The 16,366-nt window shown below is 57.6% G+C and carries 16 protein-coding genes (1 of these 16 only partly in view); 7 read left to right on the forward strand and 9 right to left on the reverse strand.

From position 1 onward, the window contains the following. The first annotated feature begins 3 nt into the window (after positions 1 to 3). Positions 4 to 879, forward strand: coding sequence for a lysylphosphatidylglycerol synthase transmembrane domain-containing protein (locus tag G6N80_RS06215; RefSeq protein ID WP_246251407.1), 876 nt, complete (start codon positions 4 to 6; stop codon positions 877 to 879). Positions 880 to 893: 14 nt separating this feature from the next. Here G6N80_RS06215 and G6N80_RS06220 read toward each other — a convergent pair whose 3' ends face one another. Further along, positions 894 to 1,604 (reverse strand): CDP-alcohol phosphatidyltransferase family protein, encoded by a 711-nt coding sequence (locus G6N80_RS06220; protein ID WP_246251373.1) that lies wholly within the window; start codon positions 1,602 to 1,604, stop codon positions 894 to 896. Positions 1,605 to 1,722: 118 nt separating this feature from the next. Beyond that, complete coding sequence (ribA, locus tag G6N80_RS06225) at positions 1,723 to 2,829, reverse strand: GTP cyclohydrolase II RibA (protein WP_165132203.1); 1,107 nt, start codon at positions 2,827 to 2,829, stop codon at positions 1,723 to 1,725. Positions 2,830 to 3,212: 383 nt separating this feature from the next. Between ribA and G6N80_RS06230 the strand changes: the two genes are divergently transcribed. From G6N80_RS06230 to G6N80_RS06245, 4 genes are read left to right on the forward strand one after another with little or no spacing between them, the layout of a single operon-like run. Beyond that, the gene (locus G6N80_RS06230; protein WP_246251374.1) at positions 3,213 to 3,986 is read left to right on the forward strand and encodes a zinc-dependent alcohol dehydrogenase; all 774 of its coding nucleotides are present in this window, start codon (positions 3,213 to 3,215) and stop codon (positions 3,984 to 3,986) included. Positions 3,987 to 4,002: 16 nt separating this feature from the next. After that, positions 4,003 to 4,401 (forward strand): 6-pyruvoyl trahydropterin synthase family protein, encoded by a 399-nt coding sequence (locus G6N80_RS06235; protein ID WP_062556950.1) that lies wholly within the window; start codon positions 4,003 to 4,005, stop codon positions 4,399 to 4,401. Continuing rightward, a complete protein-coding gene (locus G6N80_RS06240) occupies positions 4,398 to 5,441 on the forward strand; it encodes a glycosyltransferase (protein ID WP_165132209.1) in 1,044 nt (347 codons plus the stop codon). The genes G6N80_RS06235 and G6N80_RS06240 overlap by 4 nt, the downstream gene beginning before the upstream one ends. Further along, complete coding sequence (locus G6N80_RS06245) at positions 5,438 to 6,235, forward strand: class I SAM-dependent methyltransferase (protein WP_165132212.1); 798 nt, start codon at positions 5,438 to 5,440, stop codon at positions 6,233 to 6,235. Before G6N80_RS06240 ends, G6N80_RS06245 begins: the two co-directional genes overlap by 4 nt. Here the strand turns inward: G6N80_RS06245 and G6N80_RS06250 are convergent. Both G6N80_RS06250 and G6N80_RS06255 read right to left on the reverse strand, forming a co-directional pair. Next, complete coding sequence (locus G6N80_RS06250; RefSeq protein WP_062556947.1) at positions 6,164 to 7,000, reverse strand: RibD family protein; 837 nt, start codon at positions 6,998 to 7,000, stop codon at positions 6,164 to 6,166. The genes G6N80_RS06245 and G6N80_RS06250 overlap by 72 nt on opposite strands. A 15-nt stretch (positions 7,001 to 7,015) precedes the next feature. Then, positions 7,016 to 7,546 (reverse strand): cytochrome b, encoded by a 531-nt coding sequence (locus G6N80_RS06255; protein ID WP_165132215.1) that lies wholly within the window; start codon positions 7,544 to 7,546, stop codon positions 7,016 to 7,018. A gap of 207 nt (positions 7,547 to 7,753) precedes the next feature. Between G6N80_RS06255 and G6N80_RS06260 the strand changes: the two genes are divergently transcribed. After that, positions 7,754 to 9,001: a cytochrome P450 gene (locus G6N80_RS06260; RefSeq protein WP_165132218.1), complete on the forward strand. Its 1,248-nt coding sequence runs from the start codon at positions 7,754 to 7,756 to the stop codon at positions 8,999 to 9,001. A gap of 14 nt (positions 9,002 to 9,015) precedes the next feature. Here the strand turns inward: G6N80_RS06260 and G6N80_RS06265 are convergent, their stop codons facing one another. From G6N80_RS06265 to G6N80_RS23475, 5 genes are all read right to left on the reverse strand, one after another. Beyond that, on the reverse strand, positions 9,016 to 11,337 hold the full coding sequence (locus G6N80_RS06265; RefSeq protein WP_165132221.1) for an FdhF/YdeP family oxidoreductase: 2,322 nt from the start codon (positions 11,335 to 11,337) through the stop codon (positions 9,016 to 9,018). 91 nt (positions 11,338 to 11,428) lie between these two features. Beyond that, complete coding sequence (locus tag G6N80_RS06270; protein ID WP_165132224.1) at positions 11,429 to 12,613, reverse strand: M20 aminoacylase family protein; 1,185 nt, start codon at positions 12,611 to 12,613, stop codon at positions 11,429 to 11,431. 80 nt (positions 12,614 to 12,693) lie between these two features. Then, complete coding sequence (locus tag G6N80_RS06275; protein ID WP_165132227.1) at positions 12,694 to 14,880, reverse strand: mechanosensitive ion channel family protein; 2,187 nt, start codon at positions 14,878 to 14,880, stop codon at positions 12,694 to 12,696. 121 nt (positions 14,881 to 15,001) lie between these two features. Continuing rightward, entirely contained in the window at positions 15,002 to 15,946 is a 945-nt protein-coding gene (locus tag G6N80_RS06280) for a 2-hydroxyacid dehydrogenase (protein WP_165132230.1), read from the reverse strand. A 12-nt stretch (positions 15,947 to 15,958) separates the two neighbouring features. Continuing rightward, positions 15,959 to 16,087, reverse strand: coding sequence for a hypothetical protein (locus G6N80_RS23475; protein WP_280139225.1), 129 nt, complete (start codon positions 16,085 to 16,087; stop codon positions 15,959 to 15,961). Here G6N80_RS23475 and G6N80_RS06285 point away from each other — a divergent pair. Then, positions 16,086 to 16,366: the start of a D-amino-acid transaminase gene (locus G6N80_RS06285; RefSeq protein WP_165132233.1), read on the forward strand. Its footprint extends 574 nt past the window's final position; only the first 281 of its 855 coding nucleotides appear in the window; the start codon lies at positions 16,086 to 16,088; its stop codon lies beyond the right edge, outside the window. The genes G6N80_RS23475 and G6N80_RS06285 overlap by 2 nt on opposite strands.

Consider the following 16,366-nt stretch of genomic DNA (forward strand, 5'->3'; position numbering starts at 1 on the left):
CTGGTGCGCATCTTCGGTACCGCTCTTGCCTTGGTCCTTGCTGCGTGGGTGGTCTGGCAGACCGACTGGAGCATCGTTTTAAAATCTCTCTCATCCGTTTCCCTGGTCCATCTCTCCGCAGGCTTGTTGTTGGTCCAGTTCCAGATCTGCATGTCCGCATTCCGCTGGCGGTATACTGCCTTGAGCATCGGACAGCCCATCGGGAAGTGGCAGGCCGTTCGCGAGTACTATCTGTCGACAGGTCTCAACCAGTTGCTGCCAGGCGGGGTCGCAGGGGATGCAATCCGCGCTTATCGGGGACGGGCGCAGGATGGGTCGGGCCTGGCGCGATCTGCTACGTCCGTCATTCTCGAGCGACTGTCTGGCCAGATCGCCCTTCTGATGTTCGTTTTGGTAGGCCTGCTGCTTTGGCCAGATCGGATCTATGGGACCAATAAATGGGCTGTGTTGGCCTTGGTCGGTGTCCTGTTGGCAGCCTTGTGCTTGGCGGTTCTTCCAGTCATCCGCACCAGGTTTACAGGGCTTGCAAATGATCTCAGCGCAGCTTTCTGCAGCGTGGGAGCGGCGGGTTACCAACTGACGACGAGTGTTCTGATCGTTGCATCCTATATTGCGCTTTTCATGCTGTGTGCTGACGCAACCGGGGGGGCTCTGACAATCGGTGCGGCACTGATGGTTGTCCCTCTCTGCCTGTTGACGATGGTGTTGCCGAGTGGCTTCGGCGGCTGGGGAACGAGAGAGGCTGCGGCTGCAGCTCTCTGGCCAATGGTCGGCTACACTCCGGATCAGGGCATTGCAGCAAGCCTGCTTTATGGAGCCGTGGCCATGCTCGGCGCAGCACCAAGTCTAATGCTGTTGTTTACATCCAAGGACAGATGAACGCCCTTCGCGTGTCATCCGCGAGCCACGACGGGTTTGGACGACCCTCGGACGAGTGCGACGATATCGACGGCGAATGAATAGACCAGAGCGATCAAAGCAATGGCTGAAATCCATGCTGATATCGGCGCTTCGACCACCGGCACGAGTACGATACCGAGAGCCAGCACCTGGACCACACAGACCAGCTTGCGTCGAAACGAGGGCTTGAGAGGCTGATTGAGGGCAGGCAAGGCGAACTGCCCAAGAATGAACATGTATCGCATGGCACCGATGAGCAGCACCCATGCCCCAGCCTTGCCCAGAACGAAGGCGGCACAGGACAGCATCAAAATCAGGAATGCATCGACTTCCATGTCGAACTTGGCGCCAAACTCCGACACGTGGTTGAAGCGTCTGGCGAGGTATCCATCGAACCCGTCAAGAGTGAGTGCGACCACGGTAATGATGAAGACCGCCCAGACCAAGGCTGATCCGTCCGAGTCCGCAAATGCGTCCGAAAGAAGTATTGTCGCCGCTACGAGGCTCGTCGCGGCAGCACGCACGGCGGTGACCAGATTTGCATAACCAAACCTTGTGTGACGATGCTGCGGCAAAAAGCAGAGTGACAGCCCGAACATGACAGCAAGCAATCCTGCCGCAGCCAAAGGAACAACTGGCTCCAGCGAATAATGGTAGGCGAGGGTGACGCTACCCACCAACGATAAGACAAAGATCACCGCCATCGATTTCAAGGCATCCCTCAGCAGCCTTCGACTAGCGTTGAAGGACTGCAAGGTTGGGAGCAGACTACTCGAGCTGCGTCTGTCTGAATCAAGAATTGTCATGACGGCACGTCAATCCTTACTCAGCCGCGATCAAGGCGTCGACATCCAGCATATGGCCAGCGCGCGCGGTTTTCGTGCGGAGGTAAAACTCGTTTTCCGAGGTAACGCGGCCTGTGACGGCACTGCGTGCGTGAACGAGAATGCCCGCATCCGATAGCGCAGCGATTTTCGTTGGATTATTGGTGTAGACGATCACCTCATCGATATTGAGCAGCTTCAGCATGGCGACAGCAGCCTCATAACGACGATGATCGGCGCCGAAACCCAACTGGGCGTCCGCATCGATTGTGTCCATGCCGCGGTGCTGGAAGCCATAGGCCCGCATCTTGGCGCCAATGCCCGTGCCGCGCCCCTCCTGATCAAGATACAGCAGAACGCCGCCACCAGCCTTGGCCAGCAGATCGAGACCGTTCCGGAGTTGATCACCGCAATCGCATTTCAGCGAGCCGCACAAATCGCCGGTGATGCAGGACGAGTGGATACGGATCGGCACCGGCTTTGACACATCAGGCTTGCCGACGACGATCGCCACCTGATCCTTCTGCGCCAAACCGCCGCGGAAAACGACGAAATCCGCGTAGCCAAATGTTTCCAGCGGGACCGGTGTGCGAGCGACGATCTGGAAAGACTGCCGGACGTTGGAAGACGCGGACAGTTGTGCATGATCCAGGGTGCAGCACGAAGAGAAGCGTTTATCGTCTCTTTCTACTTCTGCGCATACCATGGCTGGAAGCAGCAGCGCCGTGCTGGCGAGCTCCGCGCTCGCGCTCTCCAGTTCATTTGCCTTTCGCCAGGCGGACAAATGCTTGGTCCCGGGAGTGTAAGCAAGCTCCGACGCCTGATGGAAGCTTACATTGCGAAGCGGGGCGACGATATCGCTTGCGCGAGTGATACCAAGTTTTTCGGCACGATTGCGGGTGAGAAACAGTTCGTGCTTTTGGCCAACAACGCTCGCAAATTGATCGTACAGGGCCGGCGAAACGGCATCGAGAGCCAGTACGGCGAGAGCGCGAGATCTATCTTCGAGTATGATCGGCCGACCGAACCGCAACTCCGCTACGGCACGCTCTACTTCACGGGAAGGGTCTTTGAACTCGAGAGCAAATGGGCTGTGCTCGGTCATGATCATCTCCATTGAATTTTCAGCTAGTTACGCAACCAACCCATTCTTTGGATCGGTCGAAGGTGCATAAATAAAAGTTGATGGTTCAGGGGTGGAAATTCCGAAAGAAGCTCTAATTAGCAGCGGCTGACCCGAGGAAACTCCCGCCTCGCGCCGTCAGCGACGCCTTAACTTGAACAGATGGTGTAGCAATGGTCGATGCCAAGTCCCTCTGGTGTGAGGCAGCCGGACATCCGGTGTTGCGGTCAGAGGTTTTGACACCCAGATCAAGCGGCCAAGTGCTTGTCCGAACTCTCTTTTCAGGCATCAGCCGCGGAACTGAAACCACCGTCTTCACTGGTAAGGTACCCGAAACGGAATATGACAGGATGCGTGCTCCACATATGTCAGGCACCTTCCCGTTCCCGGTCAAATACGGATACAGCTCGGTCGGACAGGTTGAGGAGGGTGAGGGGCTTGAGAAGGGGACTACCGTTTTCTGTCTCTTTCCACACCAGAGCCACTACCTTGTCAGAGCCGAGGATCTTGTCGTCGTCCCGGCCGGATTGCCGGCAGACCGTGCAGTTCTTGCCGCCAACATGGAGACAGCGCTTAATATCTGTTGGGATGCGCAGATCGGGATCGGTAACAGGGTCGCGGTTTTTGGTTGCGGCGTCGTCGGTCTGGCGGTCGGCTATCTCGCATCGCAGGTGCCAGGTGTGGAATGCACGCTGGTGGATCCGGATGCATCGCGGTCTGAACCGGCGGAGCGCATGGGCGCTGCCTTTTGCCATCCCGACCAGTTGAAAGGTGAATTCGACATACTGATCAACGCGTCCGGTTCTGGGCAGGCACTTGCCCAGTGTGTGGATCATGCAGGTCTTGAAGCCAGAATAGTGGAAGCCAGCTGGTATGGTGAGCGATCCGTGACATTGCCGCTCGGAGGCGCCTTTCATTCACGCAGGCTTCGTCTCATCAGCTCACAGGTCGGACACGTCTCACCTTTACAGAGACCGCGCTGGACCTATGCGCGCCGGCTTCACAAGGCGCTGGAACTGTTGTGTCACGACAGACTTGATGTGCTGATCTCCGGGGAGACCGCTTTCGATGATCTACCCCAAGATTACGGCCGTATCCTGACCGATCCCTCCACGCTGTGTCACCGTATTCGCTACTGATCAAAAGGAAATTTGCATGTTTGCCGTAGAAGTTCGCGATCACATCATGATTGCTCACAGCCTGCCGAGACCGGTATTTGGCCCCGCTCAGGGAATGCACGGTGCGACTTTCGTTGTCGATGCCGCCTTCTTCACACGCGATGTTGATGCCGATGGTCTGGCTGTTGATATCGGCCTGGCGACGCAGGTTCTTTCCAAGGTACTCAAGCCTTTAAACTACCAGAACCTTGATGAGGTTGAGGTTTTCAAGGGTCGCGTTTCGACAACGGAAGTGATCGCCAAGCATATTTTCGATGAGCTCGCCAAAGCCGTAAAGGCTGGCGAACTCGGTTCCGGAAGCGATCGTATCTGCAAATTGCGTGTTCTTCTGCACGAAAGCCATATGGCGCGCGGATGGTATGAGGCCGAGCTTTGAGCCCGTCGCTCGTCTTTGCCTATCCAGGCGATCTCATGACGAAAACCGGCGGTTACGCCTACGACCGCCATATCGTCAGCGAATTGAGATCAGCCGGTTGGACGGTCAACATGATGCCGCTTGGCCCAGGGTTCCCCTATCCGCGCGAAAGGGATCTTCGGAATGCGGAATCGTTGATTGCCGCACTTCCGGATGAAACTGTGCTGCTCGTGGATGGTCTGGCCTATGGCGTCCTGCACGAGGTGGCCGAGCGCGAACGGGAACGGTTGCGGATTCTGGCGCTCGTACATCATCCGCTGGCGCTTGAGACCGGTCTCGATCCTGCAGACCGCGTCAGGCTGGAGGTCAGCGAACGGCTCGCTCTAACCTGCACCAGACATGTCTTCGTAACCTCGCCAGCGACTGCAAAGACGCTGGAAAGCTCCTACGGGCTGACCTCGTCTCACATTACGGTTGTTCTGCCAGGGACCGAGCCGGTTCAACCTGCGCAGCGCGGCTCAAATGTGCCGCACATTGTCTCGGTCGGTTCGCTGACGCCACGAAAAGGCCATGACGTGTTGCTGCGGGCGCTGGATACGGTGCGTGAGGTGCCCTGGCGCGCGACGATAGTCGGCAGTGAGAAGCTCGAGCCTTCTACGACGAGAACCCTTCGGGCTCTGGTGAAGGAGCTTGATCTGGAGGACCGTGTTGTTCTTGCGGGAGAAATTGATGATGTGGGCGAGGTATTCGCGTCTGCTGATCTCTTCGCGCTCGCAAGCCGCTACGAAGGATACGGCATGGTGTTCGCAGAAGCGCTGGCCCACGGTCTCCCGGTTATCGCCTGTCGGGCAGGGGCAGTTCCGGATGTGGTACCTGCCGGTGCTGGTCGGCTGGTTCCACCGGACGATCCAGCGGCCTTTGGAACTGCATTACGGGAAGTGTTGCAGGATAATGACCTCGCCGATGAAATGGCGAAAGCGGCTTACGCCGCCGGCAAGCAGCTTCCGACCTGGGCGCAGTCGGCATCCGTCCTCTCCGACAGACTGAAGGATTTTGCATGAGTGGTTTTGATAAAAGCTGGCTCGCGCTGCGGGAGCCTGCAGATCTCGCGGCGCGCGACCCGGGTCTGGTCGAACACATCGTGGGTTGGCTGCGCCAGAATGCAAGACCGGTGATCGTTGATATCGGCTGTGGAACCGGTTCGAGCGTACGCGCCTTGGGGCCGATGTTTCCTTCCGCTTTGCAGGTGGACTGGAGGCTGGTTGACTACGATCCGGCGCTTCTCCGCGAGGCGAGACTCCAACTTGGCGACGATGGTCTTGAGTATCACCAGGTTGATCTCAACCACCTTGAAAATCTGCCGTTGGAAGGTGCTTCTGTACTCTCAGCCTCCGCATTCTTTGATCTCGCATCGGCGAGGTTTTGCGAGGAGATCGCAGCTCTTGTCGCAAAGCGCCGTTGTGCCTTCTACGCCGCGCTGAACTATGATGGCAAAGTAGAGTGGAGCAACCCTCATCCACTCGATCGCGATGTCGTCCGTGATTTCAACCAGCATCAACGCATGGACAAGGGTCTGGGTTCTGCATTGGGCCCTCAAGCCGTGGCACATCTGCAGGGAGTGTTTGAAAGCCTTGATTACCGGATTTTCGTCGCCGAAAGCCCCTGGATCCTGGGAGAAGAAGAAGCGACGCTCCAGCAGGAAATGCTGAAAGGAATGATGCGACCGGTTCTTGAGATCGGCAGGCTTTCGCCTGCCGAAGTCGAGGAATGGTTGGAGTTCAGATTAGACAGGGTCCGCGAGCGCTCGAGCTGTCGGGTTGGCCATCTGGACATCCTTGCCTTGCCGCGCGCTTGAGGAAGCAGCTTCGGCCCGGAGGCGGCAGTCGAACAGGATGTCGCTTCCGAGGCTGTAGACGCTGGCCTGCGGCCGCTGCGCTTCGGACAGGAACTTGATGGGATTGAGCGAGATTCCCGATGGTCCTGACCCGATGATCAGCGGGGCTATGGAGACGTGCAGGTGATCGATGAGATCCTGCTCGAGAAAACGGGCGATCGTCCGCGCTCCACCCTCAACTAATATCTTGTTCAATCCGCGGTCTTGCAACACGTTCAGGATGTCATGCGGACAGAGGCCTCGTTCTTTCAGGGGCAATCTTATGACGTCGGCGCGCAGAGCGCGACGCGGCGCCTCGGCAGATTGGATGACGATGACCGGGGCCCCATCATCCAGCAAAATTCGTTCAGAGCCCGTCAGTTCGGCACGACAATCGATGACGACTCGGACGGGATCCGGTCCTCTGACCTCGCGAACGGATAATCTGGGATTGTCGGCCTTTACTGTGCCAACACCGACAAGAACCGCATCCATCAGCGCACGGCACCGATGCAGATGGGCAAGACCATCAGGGCCGGATATGTCGCGGGCATCGCCGAAAGGCGTTGCCACGCGTCCATCGAGAGACTGTCCCACTTGCGCCAGGACGAACGGGCCGCGTGCTTCTGCCAAAGGCCCATAGAGCATTGCGGCAGCGCTTCGTTCAATTGAAAGACGGCTGGCTGAACTGTTACGCGCCTGAAGCAAATGGCCCCAGATCTGGTCCGTCATTTCAACGCGACGCATAAGCAAACCTCCCGCTTACAGCATTTTATGCAGCGTTCCGTCTCTCTTGATGAGATGGTGAAACAGCACGCCAGCGATATGTAACGCAAAAAGGGCAAGAAGGATCCATGCGCTCCAGGTGTGGATGGTAGAAAATGTCGGGGCCAGTGTTGGAAGTTTGCCGATCGGACTCCATACGGTGAAAAGGCCGAACCAGGAGAGGGGGAAGCCATGGGCGTTCGTTGCGAGAAAGCCACTAACCGGCATGACCACCAGCATCAGATACAGTAGCGCGTGAACCAGTCTGGCAAGAGCAGCAAGTGGACCTCCGCCGCTGGAAACAGGCGTCTCACTCGTCAATCGTATGCCGATACGAACCAGCATGACCCACAGCACGAGGAAGCCGATTGATTCATGCAGCATGTAGAAAGTGAGCTTGAAGGGCTCCGCCGTGAATTTGATCATCATCCCCAGCGGCCAGGTTGCCAGGACGCCGAGTGCGACGATCCAGTGCAGGGCTCGCATGGGCGCGGGATAGGGTATCGTTGACAAGCGGTCAGTCTGCATGGCTGTTCACCTCCTGGGTCTGATACGTTTTCTGACAAGGCTGGATCAGGAGAGTGCTGGAGTTGCTGCCGTTCCACCGATGACATGGCATCACAAAATCGTTTGGCAGGCCGGCCGAATCCCAAAACTTCTATTTTTCTGCGGATGGCTGTTTCGTGGCATCGCGAATTGATTTCGCTTTCTGCATTGATGATGTAGTCCTCAGGAATGACCGACATGAACGAATTCCTGCGCATCGATGCATCCACCCGCCGGGTTTGGCTGGATGCTCGCCATCCCGGATTCTACAGCAATCCGAACCTGACCTATGCACAGCTGCATGCCCAGTGCCCCACCTTCTTCTGGGAGCAACAAGGGCAATGGTTTTTCACTGGATACGACCACGTCAATGCCCTGCTGAGGGATCGAAGATTTGGTCGACAGATCCTTCACATTGCCAGCCGGGAAGAGCTTGGGTTGGCGGAGCCGCCAGAGCATACCCGCAATTTCGATCTGGCCGAAAGACATTCGCTTCTGGAGATCGAGCCACCGGAACACACGCGACTGCGGACGCTGGTCAATCGCGCCTTTGTGTCGCGCCATGTCGAGAAGATGAGCGGCGAAATCGAGCAACTTGCGAACGATCTGATCGACAGGTTCGAGAGCGCCGGACGAGTAGAACTCTTGTCAGCCTTCGCCGACATCATCCCCGTTACAATGATTGCGCGGATGATCGGAATCCAGGAGGAGATGGGGCCGCAGCTTCTGCGCTGGAGCCATGATTATGTCGGCATGTATATGTTCAAGCGAAGCCGCGCAGATGAAGAGGCGGCTGATCGCTCTGCCAGGGAGTTCGCAGATTATGTGCGCTCGGTCATCGCAGAGCGCCGCAGCGTCCCGAAAGACGATCTGCTGAGCCACATGATCCACACGGAGCACAAGGGTCAGTTTCTCACGGAGGAGGAACTGATCTCCACCACGATCGTGCTTCTCAATGCCGGCCATGAGGCGACGGTTCATCAAATCGGCAATTCAGTTCGGATCATTCTGGAAAGCGGGCTTCCGGTGAGCGACCTGTTTCGGGACTCGGCTTCGACGGAACGCGTGGTCGAGGAAACGCTCAGGCTCTGCGCTCCCGTTCATATTTTCCAGCGCTGGGCGTTGGAGGAGGTTGAAGTCGAAGGCGTATCGCTCAAGCGCGGCGACAAGGTGAGCCTCATCCTGGCTGCCGCCAATCTGGATCCGGCAAAGTTCCCGGACCCGCTCATCTTCAAGCCTGACCGCAACGATGGAGCAAATCTTTCCTTCGGGGCGGGCATCCATTTCTGCATTGGCGCGCCCTTGGCACGCCTCGAGCTGAACATTGTCCTGCCTCTTCTGTTCCGGCGCTTGCCGAACCTAAAGCTGGCGCAGACGCCCCAGGTGAAGGACGTCTACCATTTTCATGGGCTTGAAGCGCTGCATCTGACTTGGTGATAGGTTCAACCGGTTTACGTTACGATCTGGACCGGAACGGCTTTTGATGCCGGGGTTTTCGAATGTTGATCGTGATGCGAAAGGGGAATCAGCGGGTTGAGCTCCGGGTAATAGCCGGCGATACAGCCATTCGGCAGGTCGAATGGTGTCACCGTCAGGCCGCCCACGTAGCGCTTGCGTCCGTCGTCGGCATCTGAGGAGAGGCCGACAACCTGGCCTTCGCGAAGTCCAGCCTTTCGGATCTCCGACGGGCTCATCAATAGAACTGAACGCGTACCTTCGATCCCGCGCAGGCGATCGCTGTATCCATAGACGGTCGTGTTGAACTGATCGTTGCTGCGCAGCGTGATGAGGCGGTAGCGTCCAGCAGAGTCTGCGAACCCGGCCGCCGAGAGTTGCTTGGGAAGGGTGAACTCCGCCTTGCCGCTTTCCGTTTTCCAGATCCGCTCCCGAGCGCTATTGCCGCGATAGAAGCCACCCGGGGTAAACACTCGGGCGTTAAAATCGTGGAACTGGTCAGGGTAGGTGGCCTCGATCAGGTCGCGGACCTTCGAGTAGTCGCCTGTCCATTCATCCCACCGCACTTTCGGGTTGGGGGCAAGGGTCTCCTTGGCGATACCCGCTACGATAGCTAGCTCGGACTTCAGGTGTTCGCTCGCGGGCTTGCGCTTGGCAATCGATCCGTGGATGCAGCTGAAAGTATCCTCGATCGTCACGATTTGCGGGCCCGCCTCCTGCAGGTCTTCCTCGGAGCGCCCAAGACAGGGCAGGAGATAGGCGATATCGCCGTTGAAAAGATGGCTGCGATTGAGTTTGGTTGCGATCTGGACTGTTAGCCGCATGCGGGGCCAGGCCTCTTCCATGGCGCCCTGCTCGGGAATGGCCCGAACGAAATTCCCGCCAAGACCAATGAATGCTTTGACGGTGCCGTCCAGAATTCCCTGGCATGCGTCTACCGTGGTCAGTCCTTTTTCGCGCGGTGCTGTGAAGCCGAACATCTCCTCCAGCCTGTCGAGTGGTACAAGCTCCGGCTTCTCCGATATCCCGACGGTGCGCTGGCCTTGCACGTTGGAATGGCCGCGCACAGGTGAGATGCCTGTGCCATCACGACCAATATTGCCTTTCATCAGGAGCAGATTGACGAACATGCCGATGTTATCAAACCCGTGAACCTGCTGGGTGAGCCCCATGCCATAGATGCCGATGACGCGTTCCGCTTCGACATAGACCTGCCCCGCCTGTTCCAGGGCATCACGCGTAAGACCGGATTCGTGCTCGATCTGCTCCCATGGTGTTGAGCGCACGAGCTGTTCAAACGCTTCGAAATCATGCGTATGCTGATCTATGAAATCACGATCCAGAACGCTGCGTCCGCTTGATCGTGCCTCGTCATCCTTGGCCAGAACATGTTTGCAAAGTCCCATGAGGGCCGCAATATCGCCTCCAGCCTTGACCTGAAGATAGTAGCTGGAGATTTGCGTTTCCTGGCCGGTCAGCATCTCGGTCGGGCTTTGCGGATTGATCATTGCTTCCAGCCCGCGTTCGCGAACCGGGTTGAACGTGACGATCCGGCAGCCCCGCTTCACCGCGTCCTGAAGAGGATGCAGGAAACGCGGGCTGTTGGAGCCTGTGTTCTGGCCGAAGAAGAAGATGGCGTCACAGGTGGAGAAGTCCTCGTAGACCGATGTGCCGACTGGAGCGCCGATGACTTTCTTCAGGGCGACGGACGTCGTCTCATGACACATGTTGGAACTGTCGGGCAGATTATTGTTTCCGTAGAGTCGCGCGAACAATGCGTAGAGATAAGATGTTTCGAGGCTGGCTCGACCAGAGGCATAGAAAACCGCGGATTTCGGATCGAGAGACTTTAGCTCGCGACCGATGGCGGAAAAGGCTTCATCCCAGGAGCAAGCGACATAAGTGTCCAGCTCGCGATCATAGCGCAGCGGATGGGTAAGACGCCCCGTTTGTTCGAGATCGTGATCCGTCCAGTCCCGCAGTTCGGAAACCGTATGTTTTGCAAAGAAATCGGGCGTGCATCTGCGCGTCGTAAGCTCCCACAGGGTCGCCTTCGCACCATTCTCGCAGAACTCGAATGCATTGTGATTGGCAGGCTTCGTCCAGGCGCAGGACGTGCACATGAAACCGCCAGGCTTGTTCTGGTGGGCGAGCGTATCGAGAACGCCAGGGGTCGGCCATTCCTTGCCGAAAATGCGGGTGATACCTCTCAGCGAGCCCCAACCGCCAGCCGGTCCATCATATTTCACGGTATCCTGATCAGCCACCAGCGCATCTCCTTCTGCCTGCGGTCCAGGCCGAAAGCAGCTCTGTGTCATTGCAGATTGAACGACTGCATTGGCGTGATGCTTCGACGGCCCGCTTGGGCAACTCGAAGAAAGCCGGTTGGTTCCCCGCCTGATCTAGCTTTCAGGAATCGATCAGGAATCGTTCCGCAAGGCGTGACCAGAGTGCCGCTCCAACCGGAATGTTGGCATCGGAGAAATTGTATTTCGGATTATGCAGGCCAGCCGACTCGATACCATTGCCAAGGCGGATGAAGGCACCCGGCAATTTCTCCAGCATATAGGCAAAATCTTCGCTGCCGGGGATGAGCGGACAGACGCCAACCTTCTCCGGCCCGACGAGCTCTGACGCAATCGTTTTGATGAATTCGGCCTCTGCCTCACTGTTGGATACAACAGGGGTGCCGCGCACATAATCAACGATCGCTTCCGCGCCGTGCCCTTCGGCGACGGAGAAGGCGAGGGTGCGGATGCGTTCCTCCAGCAAATTGCGGATACCGGCATCGAACGACCGGATGCTGAGCCTGATCATGGCGGTTTCCGGTATGACATTTGCGGCATCACCGCCGTGGATGGCGCCCACGGTCACGACTGCGGTTTGGGTGGGGTCGATGCTGCGCGATACCACCGTCTGCAGGCTGACGACGAGCGAGCATGCCGCGACAATCGGATCTATCGCAAGGTGTGGCCGGGAGGCATGCCCCCCTTTGCCAAGGATAGTGATGGTGGCCGTATCGGACGCCGCCATCATCGGGCCCGGCCGGATCATGAAGTGGCCTTCAGCCAGTCCCGGGTGATTGTGAAGCCCAAAGACCGCGTCTGCAGGAAAGCGTTGAAACAGCCCGTCCGCGATCATCCGCTGGGCGCCGCTATTGCCGCTTGCTTCCTCCGCCGGTTGAAAGATGAGATTGAGCGTACCGCTGAACCTCCTGGTCCTTGCCAGATACTCCGCCGCAGCGAGCAATACTGTTGTATGGCCATCATGGCCACAGGAATGGGCCTTGCCCACCGTTTTGCTTGCATAGGGAAGCCCCGTTTCTTCCTGAATGGGAAGTGCATCCATATCTGCGCGCAGAGCCAGGCTCTTCGTTCCGCTGCCTTCCCGTAGACGTCCGACAACGCCGTGTCCACCGATGCCGGTTGTTACCTCATAGCCCCAGGAGCGCAGCTTGTCGGCGACGAACCGCGCAGTTTCCTCTTCTTCATGGGAGAGTTCGGGATGCGCATGAAGATGTTGCCTTATCGCTGTCATCTCCTCGTGGGTCTTTTCGAGATCCGCAATATGGGCGTAGACATCATCATTCAGCATAGGGCACCGGTCTGTTTTGGATTACGAGGCCGATCATAGGAATTTTAGCGCGGATGAATAGCTGAGATATCAGAAATCTGTCACGTACTTGCTTGTGACGTCAGCGGCATGAGCGAGGCCGCAGCGGCATCTCCCGGGCGTTCGCTGCCGCCGCGCACGACAACAGCGTTTGATGCCAGCGGCAATCCGGCTGCTTTGAACGCGGCCAGAAGGCGCTTCATGCCCTCGCGCTTGATGATGCTGGGATTGCCAGGGCGCGCGGTAAACTTGAAGCGGATCACCATGGAATTTTCCGTCACATCCTGAATGCCCTGCATCTTGAGAGGCACCAGGAAATCGCCGCCGAATTCCGGATCATCCAGCATGGCAAGGCCGACCTTCTTCGCCGTCTTCCGGATTAACTCCAGATCCGCGTCCCGATCGAACCGCAATTGGAATTTGATGGTTCCCCAGTCGCGGCTGTAGTTGGTGATCGAGGTAATCTGGCCAAAAGGAACCGTGTGGATCGGACCATTATGGTGCCGGAGCCGAACCGACCGCAGCGAGATTTGCTCAACCGTTCCCATCAGCTTTCCGGTATCGATATACTCTCCGATCCGGAAGGCGTCCTCGGCCAGAAAGAAAATGCCGGAAACGACATCCTTCACCAGCGTCTGGGATCCGAAAGACAAGGCAAGACCCAGCACTCCAAAACCGGCAAGAAGTGGTGCCACATCTATTCCGGCAGCCGATACGACGACAAGCGCCGCGATGGCGATGACCCCACCCAGGACCAGATTTCGCACGACAGGCAGAATGGTGGATATCCGGCTTTTTTCCTTGCGGGCATCGCCATCATCCTCTCCCGGCATGATGACCGTGGCGCTCGGCGCGATTGCTTCGAAATATTTGAGCAGGAAACTGCAGAACGACCAGCTGACGATCAATGCCAGGCTCAGTCGCTCAAGCCACATCAGCCAGGTGGTCACCAGTGTAGAAGCACCCATCAACAATGGCTGCCACAGCTGCACGATCATATGAAGCCCTATCAGCCATATCGCCCCCGCCAAGGGTGTTCGAAGGCTCCACAAGACAACGGATGGCAGGCCCTTGCCGGTCGCAGCTTCCCGCTTCCGTGCCATATGACCAAGAAGGGAAACGACGGCCAGATCAAGAACAGGCACCACGATCATCAGGAACTGCGTTATACCGGCGGCGCGAGCCCAGACCAGGTTTTGTGCCGAACCCGCGACCAGCAGGCCTGTTGCCCATATGACGATTGCCGAAACGATGTATGAATCGGCCAGAATACTCCCGACTGCCCGCCGAAAAGGACCGGCATCTTTTCCGGCAAACACAGAAGCGATATCGCGGCGACCGCCAATGAACCAGTAAAGCTTCATCACGGTCAGGACTGTGGTTGTCAGGAACAGCCAGCTATCGGCCGCCGCAGCATCCACCATTCTCATATCCGCCAGATGCACGCTATTCCCGATGAAGGCGGTCATAAGCCCATAGAGCACCAGCATCCGGAAATGCCAGCGCGGCCTTGCGATATCGATCAAAGGGCCGCCGCTCGCGCCATTGGATTGAAACAGAAAGCGACCGAGGCAGGCATACACCAGCCCGCCTGTCAGCATTGAGAGAAGGGCGCCGTTGACCTGACGCCCAAAGCTGCCTGCGTCCAGACCCTGGCGAGCCGCGATGTGGGACGCGGCATGAAAAACCGCCACTGCCGCGAGATCAAGTAGCAAGCGCAAACCCGCATTGGTGAACCGGCGTTTCGGTATGAAACGCCCATAGGCATGGTTCAGAACCACGCGAGCACCATAGGCGCTGGCAAGCCCCAAGCTTGCACTAACCAGCAACATCCAGGCTGCGAATGTGGTGCCACCCGGCTCTTCGGAAATTGTCTGCCAGCTTGTCTGGAACACAGCTGGCAGCCGGCTGATGCCAGCAATGGCCCCCTCTGTGCCGTTTGCCAGTGCTTTCTGAAGGTCGCCAATCATCCACATGTTGTTCATGGCGGCCATGGATTGATCGCGGCTGTTAGACGCAGCTGGCGGCAACGTCTCTTCTGCCCATCGGATAAGTACGGGAGCGCCGCCCTCTGAGGCAGCTTTTACGGCGGCCTCTATCTGTGCGGCGGTTTGATTTGCGGTGAGGACCACAATCGTCGGCGGCTTGTCTTCAGCAGAAGCCGAGCTCTCGGCCGTCTGAAGCCAGACAACAAGACAGACAAGGCAGGCCAGAAGCCGCGAAATTATATGAATGCGTGTACCCAGCATGCCCCACCTGACGCGATCGAAAATGCCAAGAGGCATTCCGTTGATGATGATGCAATGTTGCCCGCATTTAGGCAATTAGCCGAGGGTGGGATCTGCCCGGTTCTGCCGATGGCCTGAACGATCAATATCCGCGTTTTCGGTCTATGGTGACAGGCAGCTTGCCGGTACGTCTCCACGTCTCGATGTTCTGTGCCACTATTTTCGCTGCTGTCACTGCATTTGTTGGCGCTGAGATATGCGGAAGGACTGTGATATCCGGATGCCGCCATAGCGGGGAATTCTCGTCGAGGGGCTCCTGTGTGAAGACATCAAGCACCGCGTGATCGAGATGCCTGCTATTTAGAAGCTCGATAAGGTCATCCGCGTCGACAATCGCGCCACGGGCGAAATTGATGAGGGAGGCACCGTTGGGCATCAATCCAAGGCGATGTTTGTTCAGCAACCCCCGGGTTTCGGTAGTAAGAGGCAGAAGGCATACGATGATATCGCTTGTCGAAAGAACCGTGTTGAGGCCATCCTCTCCGGTGAAATGCACGGCACCTGGAAGCGTTGCCGCGCTACCGCTCCAGCTCTGGACCTGAAACCCGGCATCCATCAGGCGTCCCGCCGCCGCCTTGCCAAGCACACCCAACCCCAATAGGCCAACAGTCATTTCGCCGGGATGTCGGTAGCTGCGTGGTTCCCAACGGCAATCGACTTGCTGTTTTCTGTAAGCGGGCATCTCCCGTTGCAGATAATAGGTCCAGGCCAGAACCGCCTCCGCCATCACGCGAGACAATTCCGGATCGATGAGCCGCACGATGGGCGGAGCAGCGGCGCCTAGTTCAGCAACCAGCCTCTCCACACCGGCCCACAGGCTATGGATCCAGGATATGCCGGGAAGCGCGGCGACGTCACAAGGATCGGGATTGGCAACGATTGCGATTTCGGCCAGTCGCCTTTCCTCCTGCGTCAGATCCCGAAAGGAGAGAATATGCTCTGCCGGCATGGATTGCTGCAGGACGTTCAGCCACTGCTTCTCTTCATCGCCGGGCATGCGGGTGACAAATGCAATCGGCGGTGTCATGGCGATTCTCCTTCAAGCTTCGATCTTTTCAGCATCCACGCCATAGGCGTCAAGCCTTGGCCTTGCCCGAATCGTATGCTGCTGGTTCTGTGCGACCAGCGACGTCGCATGGGCGTCTGATAGAATGACCGGAGTGAGCATGTCCCGCATCGTATATGTAAATGGCGAATGGAAACCCGAGGCCGAGGCAACGATCTCAGTCTTCGACAGAGGTCTTCTGTTCGCAGATGCGATCTATGAGGTGACGGCTGTCATCAACCGTAAGCTCATAGACTATTCAGGCCACACCGCTCGCCTGAAACGGTCCTTGGAAGCGCTCGGTATCCCGTCACCGGTATCGGACGACGAGCTTCTCGATCTACATCGCCAGATTATCGAACGAAACGATCTTGAGAGCGGATTGATCTATTTGCAGATCTC

Source organism: Rhizobium rhizoryzae, assembly GCF_011046895.1.
GTDB lineage: Bacteria > Pseudomonadota > Alphaproteobacteria > Rhizobiales > Rhizobiaceae > Neorhizobium > Neorhizobium rhizoryzae.